This window comes from Gilliamella sp. BG3, assembly GCF_046635605.1.
GTDB lineage: Bacteria > Pseudomonadota > Gammaproteobacteria > Enterobacterales > Orbaceae > Gilliamella > Gilliamella bombi.
The window spans coordinates 100330-119138 of record NZ_JBIDFE010000003.1 but is presented as its reverse complement, the minus strand read 5'-3'; the positions used below and the strand labels follow the sequence as shown (position 1 = coordinate 119138).

Sequence of the window (18809 nt, the reverse complement as noted above, 5' to 3'; positions counted from 1 at the left end):
AAATTGATGCATTGATTATACAATTAACTATCTTTAATCTCTAATAAAAAACAGTAAGTCAATAATGACACTACAAGATTGGTATCTAAAACAGTGCAACATAACTCAATACGTTTTGAGGAATGCTAATGTTTTCAAAGGTGAAATAGCGACACAAATAAGTGAAGAAATTAGATTGATTGTAGTTGCAGAACAAAAACCAACACAAAAAATCTATTATGATATTTTAAATGCTATCCATCTAACTGAAAAACAAGTATTGTTTTTAACGCCACAACAATTAATTATTCCTGCTGATGAAATTAATACAGTAATTTGGTTTATTGATATTACCTTGGATGAGTCTTGGATTAACCCATTAACTATTCAAACAACCAGTTTAAATCAGCTTGCAAAAGCACCACAACAAAAACGCCTACTATGGCAACAATTATGTCAATATGAAAACTATTTCCATCCTCACCGAACATGATTTAAAAAAAGCTTTTGAATTAGAAAAGATTTGCCATGCAATTCCTTGGTCAAAACAAACATTCTTTTCAAACCAAGGTGAACGTTATCTCAATTTTAAAATAACGATTAATAACCAAATAGTTGGGTTTTGTATTTGCCAACATGTAGCAGATGAAGCAAATTTATTTAACATTGCAATACATCCCGATTTCAGAAAGCAAGGACTAGCAAGAGAGCTGCTCAATCATTTAATAGATGCGTTAATAACGATAAAATCGCCCTATCCAATCTCAACCCTTTGGCTTGAAGTCAGACAATCAAATACGGCAGCACTTAAGCTTTATCACACGCTGGGATTTAACCAAATAACGATTAGAAAAAATTATTACCCAACAACTAATGGTAAACAAGAAGACGCTATTATCATGGCATATACTTTGGCTTTATGATTTACCAATAAAATGAGCAAAAGGAAAAAAGTGTAATGTCACAAAATAGAGCTTTACTTTTTATTAATGGCGAGCCACCACAACATGACTTTCAACATTTGGATAATTATACTTATATTGCTTGCACAGATGGGGCTTATCATAATTATCTGTCGACTTTGTCAATCGAACCAAACTTTATTATTGGCGATTTAGATAGCTATAATCCTAACAAAGCAATTCCACCTAAAACTAAAATTATTCATACACCTGACCAAAATAAAACTGATTTTGAAAAAGCAATTTTGTTTTTAGCAGGTAAAGGGGTGAAAACATTTGATGTTTATGGTGCTAGTGGTCATGCTAGCGATCACTTTTTGGGGAATATTTCTGTTGCAATAAGATATTATCATCAGTATCAAATTACCTTTTATGATAATTATTGTCATTTCTTTTTTGCAAAACATCATCAAGAAATAACCAATGTAAAAGATCATATTATTTCACTAATGCCATTTTCGAAAGTAACTGGTGTAACCATTACAGGCTTTCAATACCCCTTAATTGATGCCACATTATCGCTAGGAGGAGTTGTGAGTTTAAGAAACAAAGCGATTAGTGATTTGATTAAAATATCCTTTAAAAACGGTGATTTAATGGTCTTCGTTGAGAATTGAAATAATGTCAATTGACATTTATATTTACATTACTTTACAATCTTCCTTTACAAAAGAAGAAATATATTTGTGGTTCAAGGAAATTCGCCATGCTTCTCAAAAAACTTTCTGTGCTAGTTTGCGCATCTTTCGTTTCTTGTGTTTTTGCCCAAACAAATAATATACAGGATGAAACAGATAAGGTAATTGATACATTTTTGCAATGTGATAATCAGTTTTTTGAACAATTATCTAAACACCAAGAGTCAATAAATCAATACGTTGATTTAGCAACCACTCCCGATAATGTAACTTATATTCCTGTTGAATCTATTCAAAAAACCGACAAAAATAAAGTTATGTTTAAAAAACCACTTAAGTATCATGATTTAGAAATTGTTGGCTATCAAAATATTTATATTTCAACTACTTTATCTGGTCAGTTTCTTTATTGGGGATTTATCTTTGATAACAAGCAAGATGAAATTAAAAGTGCTTTAAGCAATATTAATTGGTTGCATTATAGCCAAAACACTTACATAGCAAATGCTAAAATTTATGATAAAAAATCAAAATCTAAAACATGGGAAGATGATATTTATGCCATCGATGGTGTTATTCCAAGGTTTGGTACAATTAATAAAGCACTTTATCTAGAATCTTCTGCTAATAATCAAAGTAGTATTTTTTGTTCTATTCAAGGCGATTTAGAAAAAGAAACAATTCTTACGGCTCGCCCAGATCTAAAACCAATCATCGAAAAACAAGAAGCTGAACTGCAAGAGCGAATTAAAGCAAACCAAGAAAAAATGCAAAAAGAAAAAGAAAAACAACAAAATCAATCACAAACTAATCCTACAGAAGCTAACTCAAAAGATGGAGAAAAAATTTAAATGAAAAAGGTCAATTTATTTTTAATTCTCTTTTCTTTTGCAGCATTCAGCCATGCCTCAGGGGAAAAAGCTAATATTGATACGAAAGCAAATGAAAATACTGCTGTTGAAAGTTTAAAAGATCCAAGAGTAGGAGAACAATTCATTCCAACATCAAAAACTAACGACAATAATACTATTGGCTATTCATTTTTAGATAGAAAATCGATCAACCTTCACCCTTTCAACTCCAAAATTCGTGTATTTAGTGAAGTGACTAATTACAGCCCAGCATTGATACAAAAAAATGATGATGGTACAGAGACACCTTATCATTCCATAAGGATCGAATATTATGCCAATTGCGACAAAATGGAGTTAGCAAAAGGAAAGCTTAGAACAATCGAAAATAATTTTGGTGATGGAAAATTAGTCAACACAATTGAGATAGCAAACCGTTGGATAGCTATCACTCATGATAACGAGCAATATAAGCTACTTACTATTGCCTGTTCCTTACCACTCGCTAATTAGTAAATCAGTACCTACTTTTACTCTTGCCACCTTGCTGTGGCGGAGTATATTCATTTATGTTAATATCGCTCTATTATTTATTTGAATGAATATCTCTTTATGAATATCACACAATTTCATACCATTACCGAACAGTTATTCAACAAAATCGAACTATTCTTGGATAATTATGTAAATGAGCATGACATCGATTTAGATTATGAAACAAACGGCAATGTTATCACCATTAGTTTCCCCAATGGCAGTAAAATCATCATTAATACCCAAGAACCACTCTTTCAGGTATGGTTAGCCACTCAAAAACAAGGTTATCATTTTGATTACATCGATAATAATTGGATTTGTAATCGTACCGACAAGTCGTTTAATCAGATTTTTTCTGAATCTGTAAAAGAACAAGCTGAGCTATAATATATAAAAAATGGGAATTAGTTTAACAATTAATTCCCGTTCAAGAAAGTAGTCACAAATTTTACTTAAAAGAAATCTACAATAAAGTAAGATTTGCTAATTTAACTACTAGCCATTTTATACCTTCATTAACAAAAGCTATTTGTACTCGCTTATGATCACCTTCGCCATCAAGATTAACAATAGTTCCTTCACCAAAACGTTTATGTAACACTTTACGACCTAATTTGTAACCATCACATTGAGGCTTCTTTTTAGGGTAAGACTTTATTTTTTCAGGCGACATTGTTCCTTGATAACTAATTTCATTTAACTTATCAATAGGTAATTCAGACAAAAAGCGTGAAGGTAAATTACGCTCTTCACGACCATATAGACGCCTTATCTGAGCTAATGATAATGTTAGATACTTACGTGCTCGAGTAATACCTACATAGGCAAGACGACGCTCTTCTTCAAGTTTATCGAAGTCTTGAGAAGATCTTAAGTCTGGGAATATGCCCTCTTCTAGTCCTACAATAAAAACATTATCAAATTCAAGACCTTTGGCAGAATGCAGAGTCATTAGTTGAACGGTATCTTGTTCACTAATTACATCTCTGCTTTCTAATGACGTATATGCTAAAAATGATTCTAAAACAGTTAATGCCTTACCCGTTTCTTTATCTTGAATAAGGTTATTTTCATTAAAGCGATAAAACTGCTCAGCGGCCGATACCAATTCTTCAAGATTTTCCAGCTTTGATTGCCCTTTAATACCAGGCTCTTGCTCATACATTTGCAATATGCCAGATAATTTGATAATAATATCAAGTTGTTTATAAAATGGTTTAAGCTCTACTTTATCGAAGATTGATTCTATTAATTCCAAAAAACGACCAATCCCAGAGCTTTGCCGTTCAGTAAAAGCATTGGTTTGGATTAGCATTATACATGCATCCCATAATGAAATATTATACTGCTTTGCAGTCAATCTAATTTTATCTAGCGTGACATTACCAATACCTCGAGTTGGGGTATTGATTGTAGCTTCAAACGCCATGTCATTATTGTGGTCATGTAATAGCCGTAAATAAGCAAGCGCTAATTTAACTTCTTGTCGTTCATAAAAACGAATAGATCCATAAATTTGATAAGGTAAACCTGCTTGCAACAATGTATCTTCAAATATACGTGATTGTGCATTATTACGGTACAATATCGCACAGTCTGCGTACTTTCCACCTTCGTCATGGAATTTTTTTATTTGACCAACAACAAATCTTGCCTCATCAATATCATTAAAACCAATATAAAGCGTAATCAGTTCACCGCCGCCTATATCTGTCCATAAAGTTTTACCCAACCGGTTCTGATTTTTCGATATTAAATTATTAGCTACATCTAAAATGTTACCAGTTGAACGATAATTTTGTTCCAACCTAATAATTTCAGTTTCAGGGTAATCGTTTATAAATAATTGGAGATTATCCGCATTAGCACCACGCCAACTGTAAATAGATTGATCGTCATCGCCTACAATCATTACATTAGCTGTATTACCTGCCAGTTTTTGTACCAAACGATATTGGATCTTATTAGTGTCTTGAAATTCATCAATTAAGATATTACAAAAACGATGATGACAATAATTTAAAACGTCTTGATTATGGCAAAGCAGCTCATACGTTCTTAAAATTAATTCTGAAAAATCAACGTATCCAACTCTATCACAAATAGTTTGGTAGTCTCGATAAATCGCCTGCCACATCACTTGTTTAGGATCTTCAGGAACAATATCTTCCGCTCTGAAACCTTTTTCCTTTTGAGTAGAAATAAAAGCAGCACACTGTTTTGGCGACCATTGTTTTTCGTCGATTTTTAGCTCGTGAAAAATTCGCTTAATAAGCCGAATTTGATCTTCAGTATCAATAAGTTGAAAATTAGGAGGTAACTTAGCTTGCTCAGGAAACATGCGTAACAAACGATGAGTAAGCCCATGAAATGTACCCACCCACATACCATTAAAATAACCCTCGCCTACTAATGCTTGAATACGTTCTTGCATTTGAATAGCCGCTTTATTGGTAAAAGTAACCGCAAAAATTGAGCCAGGTGAATAACTCTTTTCAATACAAAGCCAAGCAATACGATGAACTAAAACACGCGTTTTGCCACTCCCTGCACCTGCAAGAACAATTGAATATTGACTATCGGTAGTAACTGCTTTTTGTTGCTCTGTGTTTAGGCCATCTAATAATAATTTATTAATTTCCATTACATGCAAACCTATTTTGATAATAGAAACCGCCAAGTAGCATTAATGTTGAAAGCGTTATTAATATTTTCATCATATTCCGAATACGTTTGTCCACTGTGATCTAACAGAACATAAATAAAGACAAAGCTTCTTAGGTAAAAATTTTCATTGCTACTAAAGAAACGTATCTTTACATTTATTTTACTGTTTATTTGTACAGATAAGGAGGTTAATTATAGCAGATTCTCTAATTCTGGCAATTGTGTTATTTCGATGTGAGGTAAACATCTAGTATCATTAAGCTGAAAAATATCCTGATTATAAATATTAATAAAGCAAGCTAAAAAGCCGTTATCAATAGCTCCATTAACATCCGTTAATAAATTGTCACCCACATGTAAAATAGAGTGTGATGGAATATTAAGTTTGTGAGATGCTAAATCAAAAATTTCAGGAAAAGGTTTAGAACGGCCATGTTCACCACCACGTAGTGAAAATTGAAAATAATCACCTATGCCAATTTTGTTAATATCAACGTTACCATTAGTAATAACAGCCAAAGGATATTTAGTGGCTAATTTAGTTAATAGTGTATGCGTTGATTCAGGAACGTTCATCTTGTGCCGCCAAACATTAAAACAACTCATTGCTTCATCGATGACATCAGCAAATTTTGATGCTGGTATATTAGTTTTATTTAATAGCGATGTAATGGTTTGAATTCGCCAAACAATAACATCGTGATAAATTTCAGGGTCAGATGCAAGTACAGCACGCTTTTCGGAAAAATATTCGGGTAAAGTAAGCGTGCGCAATTGTTCATAACCTTGAAGAGTTTTGATCATTTCGTCTTCCGCTTTTTCAACGATCATGCTGTTATTGTATAACGTATCATCTAGATCGAAAGTAAACGCTTTAATCTTATTAATAGATCGATAAAAGTGCATCGTTATTTTCCCCTTTTAGCGCGTGGATGGGCTGAATCATAAACTTCAGATAGATGCGAAAAATCTAAATGCGTATAGACTTGGGTCGTCGATAAATCAGCATGCCCTAACAATTCTTGTACTGCACGCAAATCACCACTTGATTCTAGCATATGAGTTGCAAATGAATGACGTAATTTGTGAGGGTGAACATGACTGCTTAACCCTTGTTTGATTCCCCACTGAGCAAACCGTTTTTCAACATTTCGCGGTGAAATACGCTTACCCAATTTGGAAATAAATAAAGCATCATCTTGTGGTGTTAAAAAATTCCGCATTGACAACCAGTGTTTAATCCATTTGATAGATTCTCGACCTAATGGCAATTTTCGCTCTTTATTCCCCTTACCCATTACGCGAATTTCACCATCAACAAGATTCAATTCTTGACAGTTAAGACCGACTAATTCAGAAAGGCGTAACCCAGAACCATACATAACTTCAAGCATTGTTCTGTCACGAACAGAAAGAGGATCGTTATGATCAATATCAAGCAGTTGATTAATTTCGTCAATATCAATATTTTTGGGTAAGTGTTGACCTAATTTTGGATTTAGCACGCCTCGAGCTGGATTAGCGGTAAGCAGCTCGTTTTTTACCATCCAATCACAAAAACTACGCAAAGCAGAAAGTCTTAATGATAAGCTTCTTGCTTGCAAGCCCGTCTGTTTGCTACGACTGATTAACAATCTAACTGCGGATGAATCCAAATTTTGCCAGTTCGAGATTTCAACTTCACTTGCCAACGAAATAAGTGCATAAAGTTGACGTCGATAATTAATCTGAGTATTTAAGCTTAGTTGCTTTTCTGACTTTAAATAATTTAAAAATTGATCAACAGGCAGCTTTAATGCCGTATTATCATTTTTATTAGGCTGCATAATGCTATGTCCTTATTTTGTTCGCATAATCCATCTGCTAATTAAAATCGGTAAAATTTCACTCATTTTTTCAAGTAATAATGTACCTTGTCCTGCTTGATAATGTTCGGAATTAGCACTAGTAAACATTAAAAGCCCCAAATCACCAAATTGACCTAACAAAGATAATGCCACTGAGCCAACATAACCGTGTTCATCAGGTAATAAAAAATCAAGCTCAGTTGAATTTAATGTACCTAAATACTGTTGACTGTACTGGAAATGTCTAACACGAATAAAATCAAATTGTGATGAATCTAAAGCTATATGATGGTAATTTGATGGCGCATTAAGCAACCATTTGTCACCAAAAAGATATAAATAAGCACCACTAAGTCCTAATGATTTAGCCCATGTGTTTAATAAAACAATAAGTTGATTTAGATCCTGTGCTTTAATTAATTCAATTTGCAGATCCATTAGCTGATTAAACAACAATTCGTTGGCACTGGCATGTTCCAATAATAATGAAATTTCGCACTCTAATTGGTTAATTTTATTGCGCTGACGCGCCATGTTCCATTCTGGTAAAGAAATCATTCCCCTGACAGGATGAGGCACTTGCATACACTCAACATACCGGGCATTTCTCATAAAAAAATCTGGATTATCAATAATATATTGACAAACGATTTCATCATTTAATTTTAATGATGAAGACGATCGCCGAGCTTTTTTTACTCTTAAATTTTGTGTATTTTTACCAACCATAATTAGCGTCTATTGTATTACCGTGTTATCTCATGTTTCTACTGTTTTTTTCGGTTAAAGATAAAAACTTCAATAAAATCAATACCAAACCTGAATGTTTTTTGCCTTGTTATTTTCTGTCAACAAGTTTTAGAATCTATTGGGAGGATGATGTTAAAGTTAAGTAGCAATAAAACCATCATATACATGTGTAGCAGGTCCAGTCATATAAAGTGGTTGATTTCCACCTTTCCATTCAATTAATAATTTGCCACCAGGTAAATTGACATTAACTTGTTGGTTTAATAGTCCTTGATTGATGCCTACTGCTACTGCGGCACAGGCACCAGTACCACAAGCTTGTGTTTCGCCAACCCCACGTTCAAATACACGTAAATTAATGTTATTGCGATCAATAATATGCATAAATCCAATATTGGCACGTTCAGGAAAGCGTTCATGTTGTTCTAATAACGGACCTAGTGTTGCCACTTCTGCGGTTAGAATATTATCGACTTGAACAACACAATGAGGATTGCCCATAGATGCAACACCACATAATATAGTCTGTTCTTGTGCTCGGATTATATAAGTTTTTTCTTCTTTTATAGCTTTGAAAGGAATTTTGTTAGGTTCAAAAATAGGCTGTCCCATATTAACACGCACAGTATTATCATCATTTACGGTTAAAACAATATTGCCTTTCATGGTACTAACTTTTAACACTCGTTTTCGGCTAAGGCCTTTTAAACGAACAAAACGTGCAAAACAGCGAGCCCCATTACCACATTGCTCAACTTCAGAACCATCTGAATTAAAAATACGATAATGAAAATCACTATCTGGTACATAAGGTGGCTCAACAATAAGAAGTTGATCAAACCCGACACCAGTATATCGATCTGCCATACGTTTAATCATTTCTGTCGAAAGATGAACATTTTGCGTCACAGCATCAATAACCATAAAATCATTTCCGAGTCCATGCATTTTTGAAAAGTTCATCGCTAGTTTACCTTCTGTTGTCAAACATGTTTTTATTTTTAACTTTTAGTCTAAACTGGTTACCAACATCAACTAAAAGAGGAATGCTATTATAATTAAGCATTCAATAACCTGTTAAATATTATAAAACTACTTCACCTCGCCATAAATCATCGAAGGATTCACGCTGGCGAATTAATTTATGTTGTTTATCATCAATAAGCATCACTTCTGCTGGTCGTAAATGGCTATTATAATTTGATGCCATACTAAAGCCATAAGCACCAGCACTACAAATTACCAACAAATCATCTTGTTTAACCGAAAGCTCACGCTGATAAGCCAACACATCGCTAGATTCGCAAATAGGTCCCACAACATTATAGACCAAAAATTCATCACCAGTTTGTGGTTGCTTTTCAGGTAACACTCTCATCCAAGCATCGTAAAGAGCGGGACGAATTAAGTCATTCATACCTGCATCGACAATTGCAAAATGGTTATTATCTTGGTGTTTGGTATATTCCACCTTAGTAATTAGCAACCCTGAATTAGCAACAATCGAACGCCCTGGTTCGAACAAAATTTCAATATCAGGATAATCAACTAATTTGTTCTTAAGTTCGGTTACAAGTTGCGATGCTGTTGGTGGTTGTTCGTTATCATAACAGACCCCTAAACCTCCACCTAAATCAATATGTTCAATTACAATATTATTAGATTGCAATTTATCAACTAAAGCGAGTATACGATCGGCAGCATCAAGAAATGGTGACAATTGAGTTAATTGAGAGCCAATATGGCAATCAATACCAACGATTTTAATGTTAGCTAATGAGCTTGCTTTTCGATAAACATTTAAAGCTAACTCATAGCTAATACCAAATTTATTTTCGCGAAGACCTGTTGAAATATAAGGATGTGTTTTAGCATCCACATCAGGATTGATTCTCAATGAAATCGGTGCAATTTTACCTAATCTTTTAGCAACTTCATCAACTCGGTATAATTCAGCCTCAGATTCAACATTAAAGCACTTAATACCAACTTCAAGCGCACGTTCAATTTCAACTATTGATTTAGCAACACCTGAAAAGACAATTTTTTTAGGATCTGCTCCTGCTTTTAATACTCGTTCTAACTCACCTTGTGAAACAATATCAAAACCAGCACCCAGTTTTGCAAGTAAACTCAAAACAGCCAAATTACTATTAGCTTTAACCGCATAACAAACCAAATGTTTATTATTAACCAAAGCATGTTCATACTCTAAAAACTGTTTACTTATGTATTCGGCCGAATAAACATATAATGGTGTACCATACTGCTTAGCAAGATCCGCTATCGCTATCTGATTGGCAAATAAACGACTTTGTTGATAATTTAAAAAATCCATCATGTTATTCCATTATGCAATTTAAATAAATAAACCAGATTGAATTGAAGCAGTTGTTAGTTTTGTTTGTTGCATTGCTGTTTTTTCAACTGGATGATAAAGCGGACCTTTTAATCCACATCCTACTAATGCCAATGTAACAAAACAGATAGGGAGTAATTTTATAGTTGATTTCATACAATATCCGCAATTCTTTCCATTTTTTATAATACTATCTATATTACACGATAGGCACAATGCTGCAAAGCGCAAATCATCATGCGAACATAAACAGATATATAAAATAAGTAAATATATTAAATTAAAGGTACAAGACTACATTCTACACATCAAATTACTATGCAATAAACCGTTACACAATTTGTAGATATGATTCAGATTGATAATTTCAAAACTTATCAGAAAAAATCAGCTAAGTTTTATGCATTAATATACTTTTCACGATTTGGAAGCCAACAATCAACTAATTGTTCAGCACTGTGTGGATGGTTTTTTTGGATGTCATAAGATATATTTTGAATTTCACTAATCAAATGCTGGTCGCGAATCAAATCAACAACTTTAAAATTAGCTGTACCCATTTGCCGAGTCCCTAAAATTTCACCACCACCACGAAGTTCAAGATCTTTTTGGGCAATAACAAATCCATCAGTACTTTCACGCATTACCTTCATGCGTGCTTGAGCAACTTTACTTAGAGGAGCTTGATACATTAATACACAATGAGATACTGCCGTGCCACGTCCAACTCGCCCACGCAACTGATGTAACTGAGCTAAACCTAAACGTTCTGCATTTTCGATAATCATTAAACTAGCATTAGGAACATCAACACCAACTTCAATAACTGTTGTAGCAACCAGCAGTTGAATTTTTCCTGCTTTAAACTCTTGCATAACTGATTGTTTTAAATCAGACTTCATTTTACCATGCACTAACGCAATATTTAAATGCGGCAAACGCATTTGCAATTCTGCAACCAGCATTTCAGCCGCTTGTGCGTCAAGTATTTCGGACTCTTCGACCAAAGTACACACCCAATAAACTTGGCGGTTTGCTAAGCAAGCTTGATTTACACGTTCAATAATTTCATCTCGGCGATTATTAGGTATTACAACTGTGTTAATTGGTGTTCTTCCGGGTGGTAATTCATCAATAACAGAAACATCTAAATCAGCATAAATGGTCATGGCTAATGTTCTTGGAATAGGCGTTGCCGTCATAATTAATTGATGCGGATAAAGATGATCTTTAATTCCTTTTTCCCAAAGACTTAGGCGTTGATTAACACCAAATCGATGCTGTTCATCAATGATGACAAGACCTAAAGAGGTAAATTCTACTTTATCAACAAATACTGCATGAGTACCAATTAACATAGTAATTTCACCCTTTTGAAGGCGCTCATAACGCTGTCGCTTATTTTTGGCGGTTAATCTTCCTGACAACCAATCAACACTAATTCCCAACGGCCCAAACCAAGTACTAAAATTATTATAATGTTGCTCGGCTAATATTTCTGTTGGTGCCATCAAAACCACTTGGCAACCATTTTCAATTGCATTCAACGCTGCTAAAGCTGCTACTAATGTTTTACCAGAACCAACATCACCTTGAATTAATCGCATCATAGGTACTGGTTTTGCCATATCGAGATAAATCTCTTGCACAACTCGCTGTTGAGCATGGGTTGGCGTGAAAGGTAATGATGATAAAAACGGGTTGATCAAGCGTTGAGTTGGGGAAAACAAGTGTGCCTGCTGTCTTTGATTATGTTTTTTTATCATTAACATACTCAGATGATAAGCAATCAATTCCTCAAAAATAAACCGCTTAATAGCTGGGTGATCACCCGACTCCAACTGTTCAATCTCAGTATCAATGGGGGGATTGTGAATAATATTTAAAGAATCAAAAGCCGACAAAAACCGATAAGCCAACTGAGGAGGTAAAACTTCTTCTGAAGGATTATTTTTCAACAAAATTAGCGCAGCCATAATTGACCGTCGAATCACAGCCTGAGTTAATCCATAAGTAGTTGAATAAATAGGTGTGTATCTTTCTTGATCATCTTCTAACTTGATAGATTTTTCGTCTCGACTTGTTTTTAATTTAAATTGCGGATGAATTATTTCAAGATAATTTTTACCGCGTTTTATTTCACCATAAGCACTGATCCATTTACCTTTAATTAGCGAAGCCTTCATACTAGCAGTAAAATGCATAAATCGTAATATTGCAATACCAGAATCATCTTGAACGTAACAAACTAGCATTTGTTTGCGACCAAAAGCAATTTCACTTTTAATAATAACACCTTCAATTGTCGTAAATTCGCCAATATTGGCGTCAGCAATAGCACAAGATGAAGTACGATCTTCATAACGTAAAGGAAAATGCAATAACAGATCTTTAACGGTATAGATACCTAATGTATTGAATTTTTTTTCTAGACTTTCACCAATCCCCGTTAGTTTTATCAACGGCAAATGGTCGAAAAAACGATTTATCATAATGACTAATTTATATTTCGTTTAACACTTACTACATCAGGTTGTAGTAACATTTTACGAATTAATTCATTAAGTTGCTGGGTATTTTTTACTTCTATCTGTAGAATAACAGTATAAATCTGCCTATCTTTTTCTTCGGTATTTAGCCATTGCAAGCGAGTATTTTCGTCATTAATAATTGAAAGTATATGCGCCAAAGAACCCTGAGTATTTAAAATATCGAGCCAAATTTCAGCAACAAAACGTTGAGAAATATCGGGAGCCCATTTAAGTGAGATATATTTTTCTGGATTATTTTGATAACCAGTAACATTTCGACAAGATTCATGATGCACAATTAACCCCTTCTCTGGACTAACATGCCCAACAATAGGATCATTAGGAATTGGATGACAACACTTAGAAAATGTAACAGAAACTCCTTCACTGCCAGTAATAACAAGAGTTTTATTTGACTCTGATTTATTTTGCAGCAGCGCTTTATGTTCTAAACCTTTGGCAATAAAATGGCTCATAATATTACCTAATCCGATTTCGACTAAGACATCATCAAAATTGGACAATTTGGCTAACTCAACCACTCTAGCCTTTTGGCTTTCTGACAGTCCACTAATACCGCCTGATTTAACTAACGAAAGATTCAATAAACGTCGACCCAATTCAATTGCATCTTCACGCTTAAGAGTTTTAAGCGCCTGACGAATACGCGACTTCGCTCTAGCACTAACCACAAAATTTAACCAACTAGCATTAGGATGGCCCTCAGGGGAAGTAATAATTTCAACTGTTTGCCCACTGCTTAATGGTTGTGATAAAGGATAAGGTTTACGATCAACAATTGCGCCAATGCATTGATAACCAATATCAGAATGGACTGCATAAGCAAGATCAACTGCGGTAGCTCCTTCTGGTAATTGCACAATACGTCCTTTGGGAGTAAAAACGTAAATTTCTTTAGGAAACAAATCAGATTTAACATTTTCGATAAATTCGAAAGAATTCCCTACGCTTTGTTGCAATTCTAACAGGCTTTGCATCCAGCGCTGAGCTTTAATTTGCGCAGTAGTATTGTTTAATTCATCAACTGCATTATACGCCCAATGAGCAGCAACACCCATTTCAGCCATTTGATCCATATCTTCGGTACGAATTTGGACTTCAACTGGTGTACCGTGAGGGCCTATTAACGATGAATGCAATGATTGGTAGCCATTTGCTTTGGGAATAGCGATATAATCTTTAAAACGATTAAGACGTGGTTTATACAAATTATGTACCAGTCCAAGAGCACGATAACAACCATCAACATCTTTTACCACAATTCTAAAAGTGTAAATATCCATGATAGAATGAAAATGTTGTTCACGTAGTTTCATCTTTTGATAAATAACATAGATATTTTTCTCGATACCAGTAACTTCTGCATCAATATGAGCGTCATGTAATCGCCCACGGATTTCAGACAAAATTTGTTGAATTAGCTCTTTTCGCGTATTTCGCGCTGTTTTAACGACTTTTTCAATCACTTTAGCTCGATTTGGATGCATTGCTGTAAAGCCCAAAATCTCAAGTTCTGTTTTGATGTGATTGATACCTAAACGATGAGCCAAAGGTGCGTAAATTTCAAGGGTTTCTTTAGCAATGCGACGACGTTTATCAGGTCTTAAAGCACTAAGTGTACGCATGTTATGCGTACGATCAGCAAGTTTAATTAAAATTACACGCACATCCTCAGTCATAGCAAGCACCATTTTCCGAAAATTTTCAGCTTGTGCTTCTTGCCTGTTACGGAATTTTAATTTATCAAGTTTAGAGACACCTTCGACTAAAATGGCAACATGTTTACCAAATTTGTCGGTAATATCTTGAAAAGTGACAGGAGTGTCTTCAATAGTATCGTGTAAAAGTGCGGCAATAACTGTTTCATAATCAAGCCGCATCTCAGCTAGATATGTTGCAACTGCAACTGGGTGAGTAATATAAGGTTCACCACTACATCGGAATTGCCCTTCATGTGCATTTTTAGCAAAAAGATAAGCATCTTGTATCAATTCGACTTGTTTAGACGGAAGATAAGATGCTACAACCTCTTTTAAGCCATCAAAATATTGCATAAGCAATTCCTGTAAAGCTTATTCGTATGATGGTGTGTTTTCGAGAAGAATCGACTCATGAAGTGTTGCTCGTGTTTCTTCCTCTTTGTTTTGACGAGCTTGAAAATCAGCAATATCAAGAATCTGTTTATTAACAAGACCATTTTCAATTTCACGTAAAGCAATAACAGTTTCTTTGTCGTTCTCTTCAGGAACATGTGGTGATTTATTTTCCACTTGTAATTGACGAGCGCGTCTCGCTGCTACAAGAACGAGATCAAAGCGATTACCAATTTTTTCTACTGCATCTTGAACAGTTACACGTGCCATTTTTACCTCTAATTTTTTACTAAAATACTTTATTTGAAAGATCTAATATTGTACTTAAATTTGTAGGCGATTGTCTATATTAATATTACTTTATCTGTCAATAATTGAGAAATGTCAGATAATTAAAACAGATCCTACATATTTGATGAGTAGTCATGATAAATGTTCAGATTCATCATCAGTTTTATTATCCATATGGCCCTTACTTTGAGCTAACTTAACTGCAAAATAAAGATCATAAGCAAACTCGATATACTCATCATCAAGCTTAATATTCATCTGTTTAAACCAATTTTTAAGTGTTTTACGTCGACCAGATAAAATTAGGGTAACATTTCTTACTTTTAAAGACTTCACTAATTCATCAATTCCCGACAGCACACTCACATCTTTATAAGTAAAACAAGGGATTGCATCGACAATAACATAGCTTATTGGATCACTAGACTCATCAATATAACTGATAATTCTTCGTTTAAAATAAGCGATATTGAAATAAGTTAGCGGAGAATTAAATCGATAAATCATTGTATTACTGATCGGTTGCACATTTTGGCTTATGGAATGAATCCGACCACTTTCATCAACACCTAATAACTGATCTTTAGGTCTAAATACTCGACGTAAAAATAAAAATAACCCCAGTAGTACCGCTAACGCCATACCAGGAATAATCCCTATAACAAGTACTGAAATAAGTGTTATCAAACTCAAATAAAAAGCGTCTCGATCAAATTTAAAAAAGCGAACGATGGTTTGAAAATTAATGAGTGAAATTGAAGAATATATTAAAATAACCCCTAACACACAAGTTGGAATATATTGTAAAGGCGAAAGGAAAAACAATACCACAATACCAATTAATATTGCTGCAATAATCGAAACTAGTTGCGTTTTACCTCCATTTGCATCATTTACAGCTGTTCTTGATGATGTACCACTAACAACAAACCCTTGTGATAACCCTGCTACAATATTAGCTATACCTAACGCTTTAAATTCAACATCGGCATTGGTTTCATAGTTATTTTTTGATGCAAAACTGCGTACAGTTATCATCATACTAACAAAACAGATGATAGCAATATTAAGTGAAGGAACAACTAAATCACGCATTAATCCTTTATCAAAATCAAGCCATGACTCGGTAGGAATAAAATCACTGCTAACATTACCAATAATACGAATATTAAAATATTCAAAATTAAACACCCACGAAAAAAACGTCATCACAATAACAGCTAATAAAGGTGCAGGATATAGAGGTTTTAATCGCTTTAAGGCAATTAAAATAGACAAAGTAAAAAACGAAACGAGTGCAGTGCCTATATGAATTTCTGACAATTTAAAAGGGAAATAGACTATTCGCTCAATCAAATAAGAATAATCGTAGCTAAAGCCTAAAGTCTTGGCTAACTGATCGACCATAATGGTAATTGATATGCCATTAAGCAAACCAATTAAAATAGGCTGACTAAGTAAGTCGGCTAAAGCACCAAGATGTAACTTTCCAGCAATGATACACCAAATGCCTATCATTATTGTTAATATAATAACTAATTGCCAGCGCAATATTGGATCATTAGCCGCTAAAGGTAACACAACAGCGGCAACTACAGCACAAGTTGCTGTATCAGGTCCTACAATCAATTGTTTAGAAGAACCAAAAAACGCATATACAATTAAAGGCAAAATGGTCGAATACAGTCCAGCTATAGCGCCAACACCAGTCAATTCAGCATAAGCAATTGACACAGGTAACGAAACAGCAGCAACTGATAAACCAGCTTTAATATCAAAATTAAGATATTCTCGTTTATACTGTAATAAACTGCCTAATCCAGGCATCCATGAAATTAGTTTTTGAAAAAAAGTACTTTTTAACAAATCAGCCATGCTAATCCTTATTTCCCCGCTATACTCATATCATCAATCAAAATTGAGCCACATTGAATACTTGTTCTTGTTTCGATATCATTTCCAATTTCCACAATGTTTTTATACATATCTTTAAGATTACCAGCAATGGTTATTTCACTAACTGGATATTGAATTTTTCCGTTCTCAACCCAAAATCCTGTAGCTCCACGCGAATAATCACCAGTCACACTATTAACACCTTGCCCCATTAACGAAGTCACCAAAACACCTTTATCCAATTTTTTTAGCATCTCATCAAAACTAGCATTTGCATGGCTTGGCGATACAAACCAATTATGAATCCCACCTGCATGCCCAGTCGATTTTAAGCCTAATTTACGTGCTGAATAATTGCCTAACAAATAAGTTTGTAATACACCTTGCTCAACAATATTGCGCTTAACTGTTTTTGTCCCTTCACTATCAAAAGGCGATGATCCAACGCCTTTTAAAATAAAAGGATCCTCATAAATAGTTAACCAATTAGGAAAAATCACCTTCCCTACACTATTTAAAAGAAAAGAAGATTTACGATAAATGGCACCGCCACTTATAGCACCTACTAAATGCCTAATGAGTCCAACGGCAACTTCTGCACTAAATAACACAGGAGTTTGCATTGTTGCGATCTGTTTAGCGCCTAAATGTGAGATCGCCCTATCAGCCGCCTGCACACCAATCCAATCAGCGGACTTAAGCTGACTATAATCACGTGATGAAGTATAAGCATAATTACTTTCCATCTGCCCTGCTTGTTGAGCAATAACTGAGCATGAAAGTGAATGTGAACTTGCGCAATAACCTTGCAACATCCCCAAACTATTACCATAAACATAAACGCCATAGCGACTACTAAAATAACCGCCATCAGAATTAATCAATTTGGAATGATTTAACGCAGTTAATTCGGCTTGTTTAGCCTGTTCAATGGCATTATCAACGTTCAAATCACTAGGATGAAATAAATCTAAATCGGGTGGATTAAATGCCATTTGACTCACATCACCCAAACCTGAACAAGGATCTGGCGAAGTATATTGCATAATATCAATCGCCATATTCACCGTTTGCAAAATAGCCTGAGAAGACAAATCATTGGTAGAAGCACTCCCTTTACGTTTATTTTGATAAACAGTAATAGATAACGCACCATCACTATTAAATTCAACATTCTCGGTTTCACCCATGCGAGTGCTAACATTAATACCTGTTGACTTATTAATCGATACCTCAACTTCATCAACACGTGACTTTGCTTGCTCAATAGCATTAGCAACAATTGCCGATAAAGTTTCTTTTTGATTTAAAGCTTCTTTTTTAATCTGTTCAATACTCATTTTATTATTTTCTACAATTCTGCTAGCGATACGCTATAATAAGCTAG

General features: G+C 34.4%; 18 protein-coding genes. 6 read left to right on the top strand and 12 right to left on the bottom strand.

What is annotated here, in order from left to right; all coding sequences use genetic code 11:
- The first annotated feature begins 64 nt into the window (after window positions 1-64).
- The 6 genes from ACGH6S_RS02225 to cyaY all read left to right on the top strand — a co-directional run bounded on the left by ACGH6S_RS02225 (window position 65) and on the right by cyaY (window position 3354).
- Window positions 65-472 carry a DNA polymerase III subunit psi gene (locus ACGH6S_RS02225; protein WP_085165670.1) on the top strand — a complete coding sequence of 136 codons (408 nt, stop codon included), beginning with the start codon at window positions 65-67 and terminating at the stop codon, window positions 470-472.
- Complete coding sequence (gene rimI, locus ACGH6S_RS02220) at window positions 441-902, top strand: ribosomal protein S18-alanine N-acetyltransferase (RefSeq protein ID WP_085165672.1); 462 nt, start codon at window positions 441-443, stop codon at window positions 900-902. The genes ACGH6S_RS02225 and rimI overlap by 32 nt, the downstream gene beginning before the upstream one ends.
- A gap of 35 nt (window positions 903-937) precedes the next feature.
- Window positions 938-1558: a thiamine diphosphokinase gene (locus ACGH6S_RS02215; RefSeq protein ID WP_085165674.1), complete on the top strand. Its 621-nt coding sequence runs from the start codon at window positions 938-940 to the stop codon at window positions 1556-1558.
- 89 nt (window positions 1559-1647) lie between these two features.
- Window positions 1648-2430, top strand: a complete 783-nt coding sequence (locus ACGH6S_RS02210) for a hypothetical protein (protein ID WP_174799456.1) — start codon at window positions 1648-1650, stop codon at window positions 2428-2430.
- Window positions 2431-2943, top strand: a complete 513-nt coding sequence (locus ACGH6S_RS02205; RefSeq protein ID WP_174799455.1) for a surface-adhesin E family protein — start codon at window positions 2431-2433, stop codon at window positions 2941-2943.
- A gap of 99 nt (window positions 2944-3042) precedes the next feature.
- Window positions 3043-3354: an iron donor protein CyaY gene (gene cyaY / locus ACGH6S_RS02200; RefSeq protein ID WP_034912502.1), complete on the top strand. Its 312-nt coding sequence runs from the start codon at window positions 3043-3045 to the stop codon at window positions 3352-3354.
- Between the two features lie 76 nt (window positions 3355-3430).
- Here cyaY and uvrD read toward each other — a convergent pair whose 3' ends face one another.
- The 12 genes from uvrD to pmbA form a co-directional block, all read right to left on the bottom strand.
- Window positions 3431-5611, bottom strand: a complete 2181-nt coding sequence (gene uvrD, locus ACGH6S_RS02195) for a DNA helicase II (protein ID WP_174799454.1) — start codon at window positions 5609-5611, stop codon at window positions 3431-3433.
- A gap of 215 nt (window positions 5612-5826) precedes the next feature.
- Window positions 5827-6540, bottom strand: coding sequence for a 5-amino-6-(5-phospho-D-ribitylamino)uracil phosphatase YigB (gene yigB, locus ACGH6S_RS02190; RefSeq protein ID WP_174799453.1), 714 nt, complete (start codon window positions 6538-6540; stop codon window positions 5827-5829).
- A gap of 2 nt (window positions 6541-6542) precedes the next feature.
- Window positions 6543-7460, bottom strand: coding sequence for a tyrosine recombinase XerC (gene xerC / locus ACGH6S_RS02185; protein WP_174799452.1), 918 nt, complete (start codon window positions 7458-7460; stop codon window positions 6543-6545).
- 12 nt (window positions 7461-7472) lie between these two features.
- A complete protein-coding gene (locus ACGH6S_RS02180; RefSeq protein WP_174799451.1) occupies window positions 7473-8210 on the bottom strand; it encodes a DUF484 family protein in 738 nt (245 codons plus the stop codon).
- Between the two features lie 159 nt (window positions 8211-8369).
- On the bottom strand, window positions 8370-9194 hold the full coding sequence (gene dapF, locus ACGH6S_RS02175; RefSeq protein ID WP_174799450.1) for a diaminopimelate epimerase: 825 nt from the start codon (window positions 9192-9194) through the stop codon (window positions 8370-8372).
- Between the two features lie 121 nt (window positions 9195-9315).
- On the bottom strand, window positions 9316-10569 hold the full coding sequence (gene lysA, locus ACGH6S_RS02170) for a diaminopimelate decarboxylase (protein ID WP_174799468.1): 1254 nt from the start codon (window positions 10567-10569) through the stop codon (window positions 9316-9318).
- A 21-nt stretch (window positions 10570-10590) separates the two neighbouring features.
- On the bottom strand, window positions 10591-10746 hold the full coding sequence (gene lptM, locus ACGH6S_RS02165) for an LPS translocon maturation chaperone LptM (RefSeq protein WP_141672655.1): 156 nt from the start codon (window positions 10744-10746) through the stop codon (window positions 10591-10593).
- Between the two features lie 242 nt (window positions 10747-10988).
- Window positions 10989-13082 carry an ATP-dependent DNA helicase RecG gene (gene recG, locus ACGH6S_RS02160; RefSeq protein ID WP_174799449.1) on the bottom strand — a complete coding sequence of 698 codons (2094 nt, stop codon included), beginning with the start codon at window positions 13080-13082 and terminating at the stop codon, window positions 10989-10991.
- Window positions 13083-13087: 5 nt separating this feature from the next.
- Window positions 13088-15196, bottom strand: coding sequence for a bifunctional GTP diphosphokinase/guanosine-3',5'-bis pyrophosphate 3'-pyrophosphohydrolase (gene spoT / locus ACGH6S_RS02155; protein ID WP_174799448.1), 2109 nt, complete (start codon window positions 15194-15196; stop codon window positions 13088-13090).
- An 18-nt stretch (window positions 15197-15214) separates the two neighbouring features.
- A complete protein-coding gene (rpoZ, locus tag ACGH6S_RS02150) occupies window positions 15215-15505 on the bottom strand; it encodes a DNA-directed RNA polymerase subunit omega (protein ID WP_174799447.1) in 291 nt (96 codons plus the stop codon).
- Between the two features lie 153 nt (window positions 15506-15658).
- The gene (locus tag ACGH6S_RS02145) at window positions 15659-17401 is read right to left on the bottom strand and encodes a SulP family inorganic anion transporter (protein WP_296317373.1); all 1743 of its coding nucleotides are present in this window, start codon (window positions 17399-17401) and stop codon (window positions 15659-15661) included.
- Window positions 17402-17409: 8 nt separating this feature from the next.
- On the bottom strand, window positions 17410-18762 hold the full coding sequence (gene pmbA / locus ACGH6S_RS02140) for a metalloprotease PmbA (protein WP_411578624.1): 1353 nt from the start codon (window positions 18760-18762) through the stop codon (window positions 17410-17412).
- Between the last annotated feature and the right edge of the window lie 47 nt (window positions 18763-18809).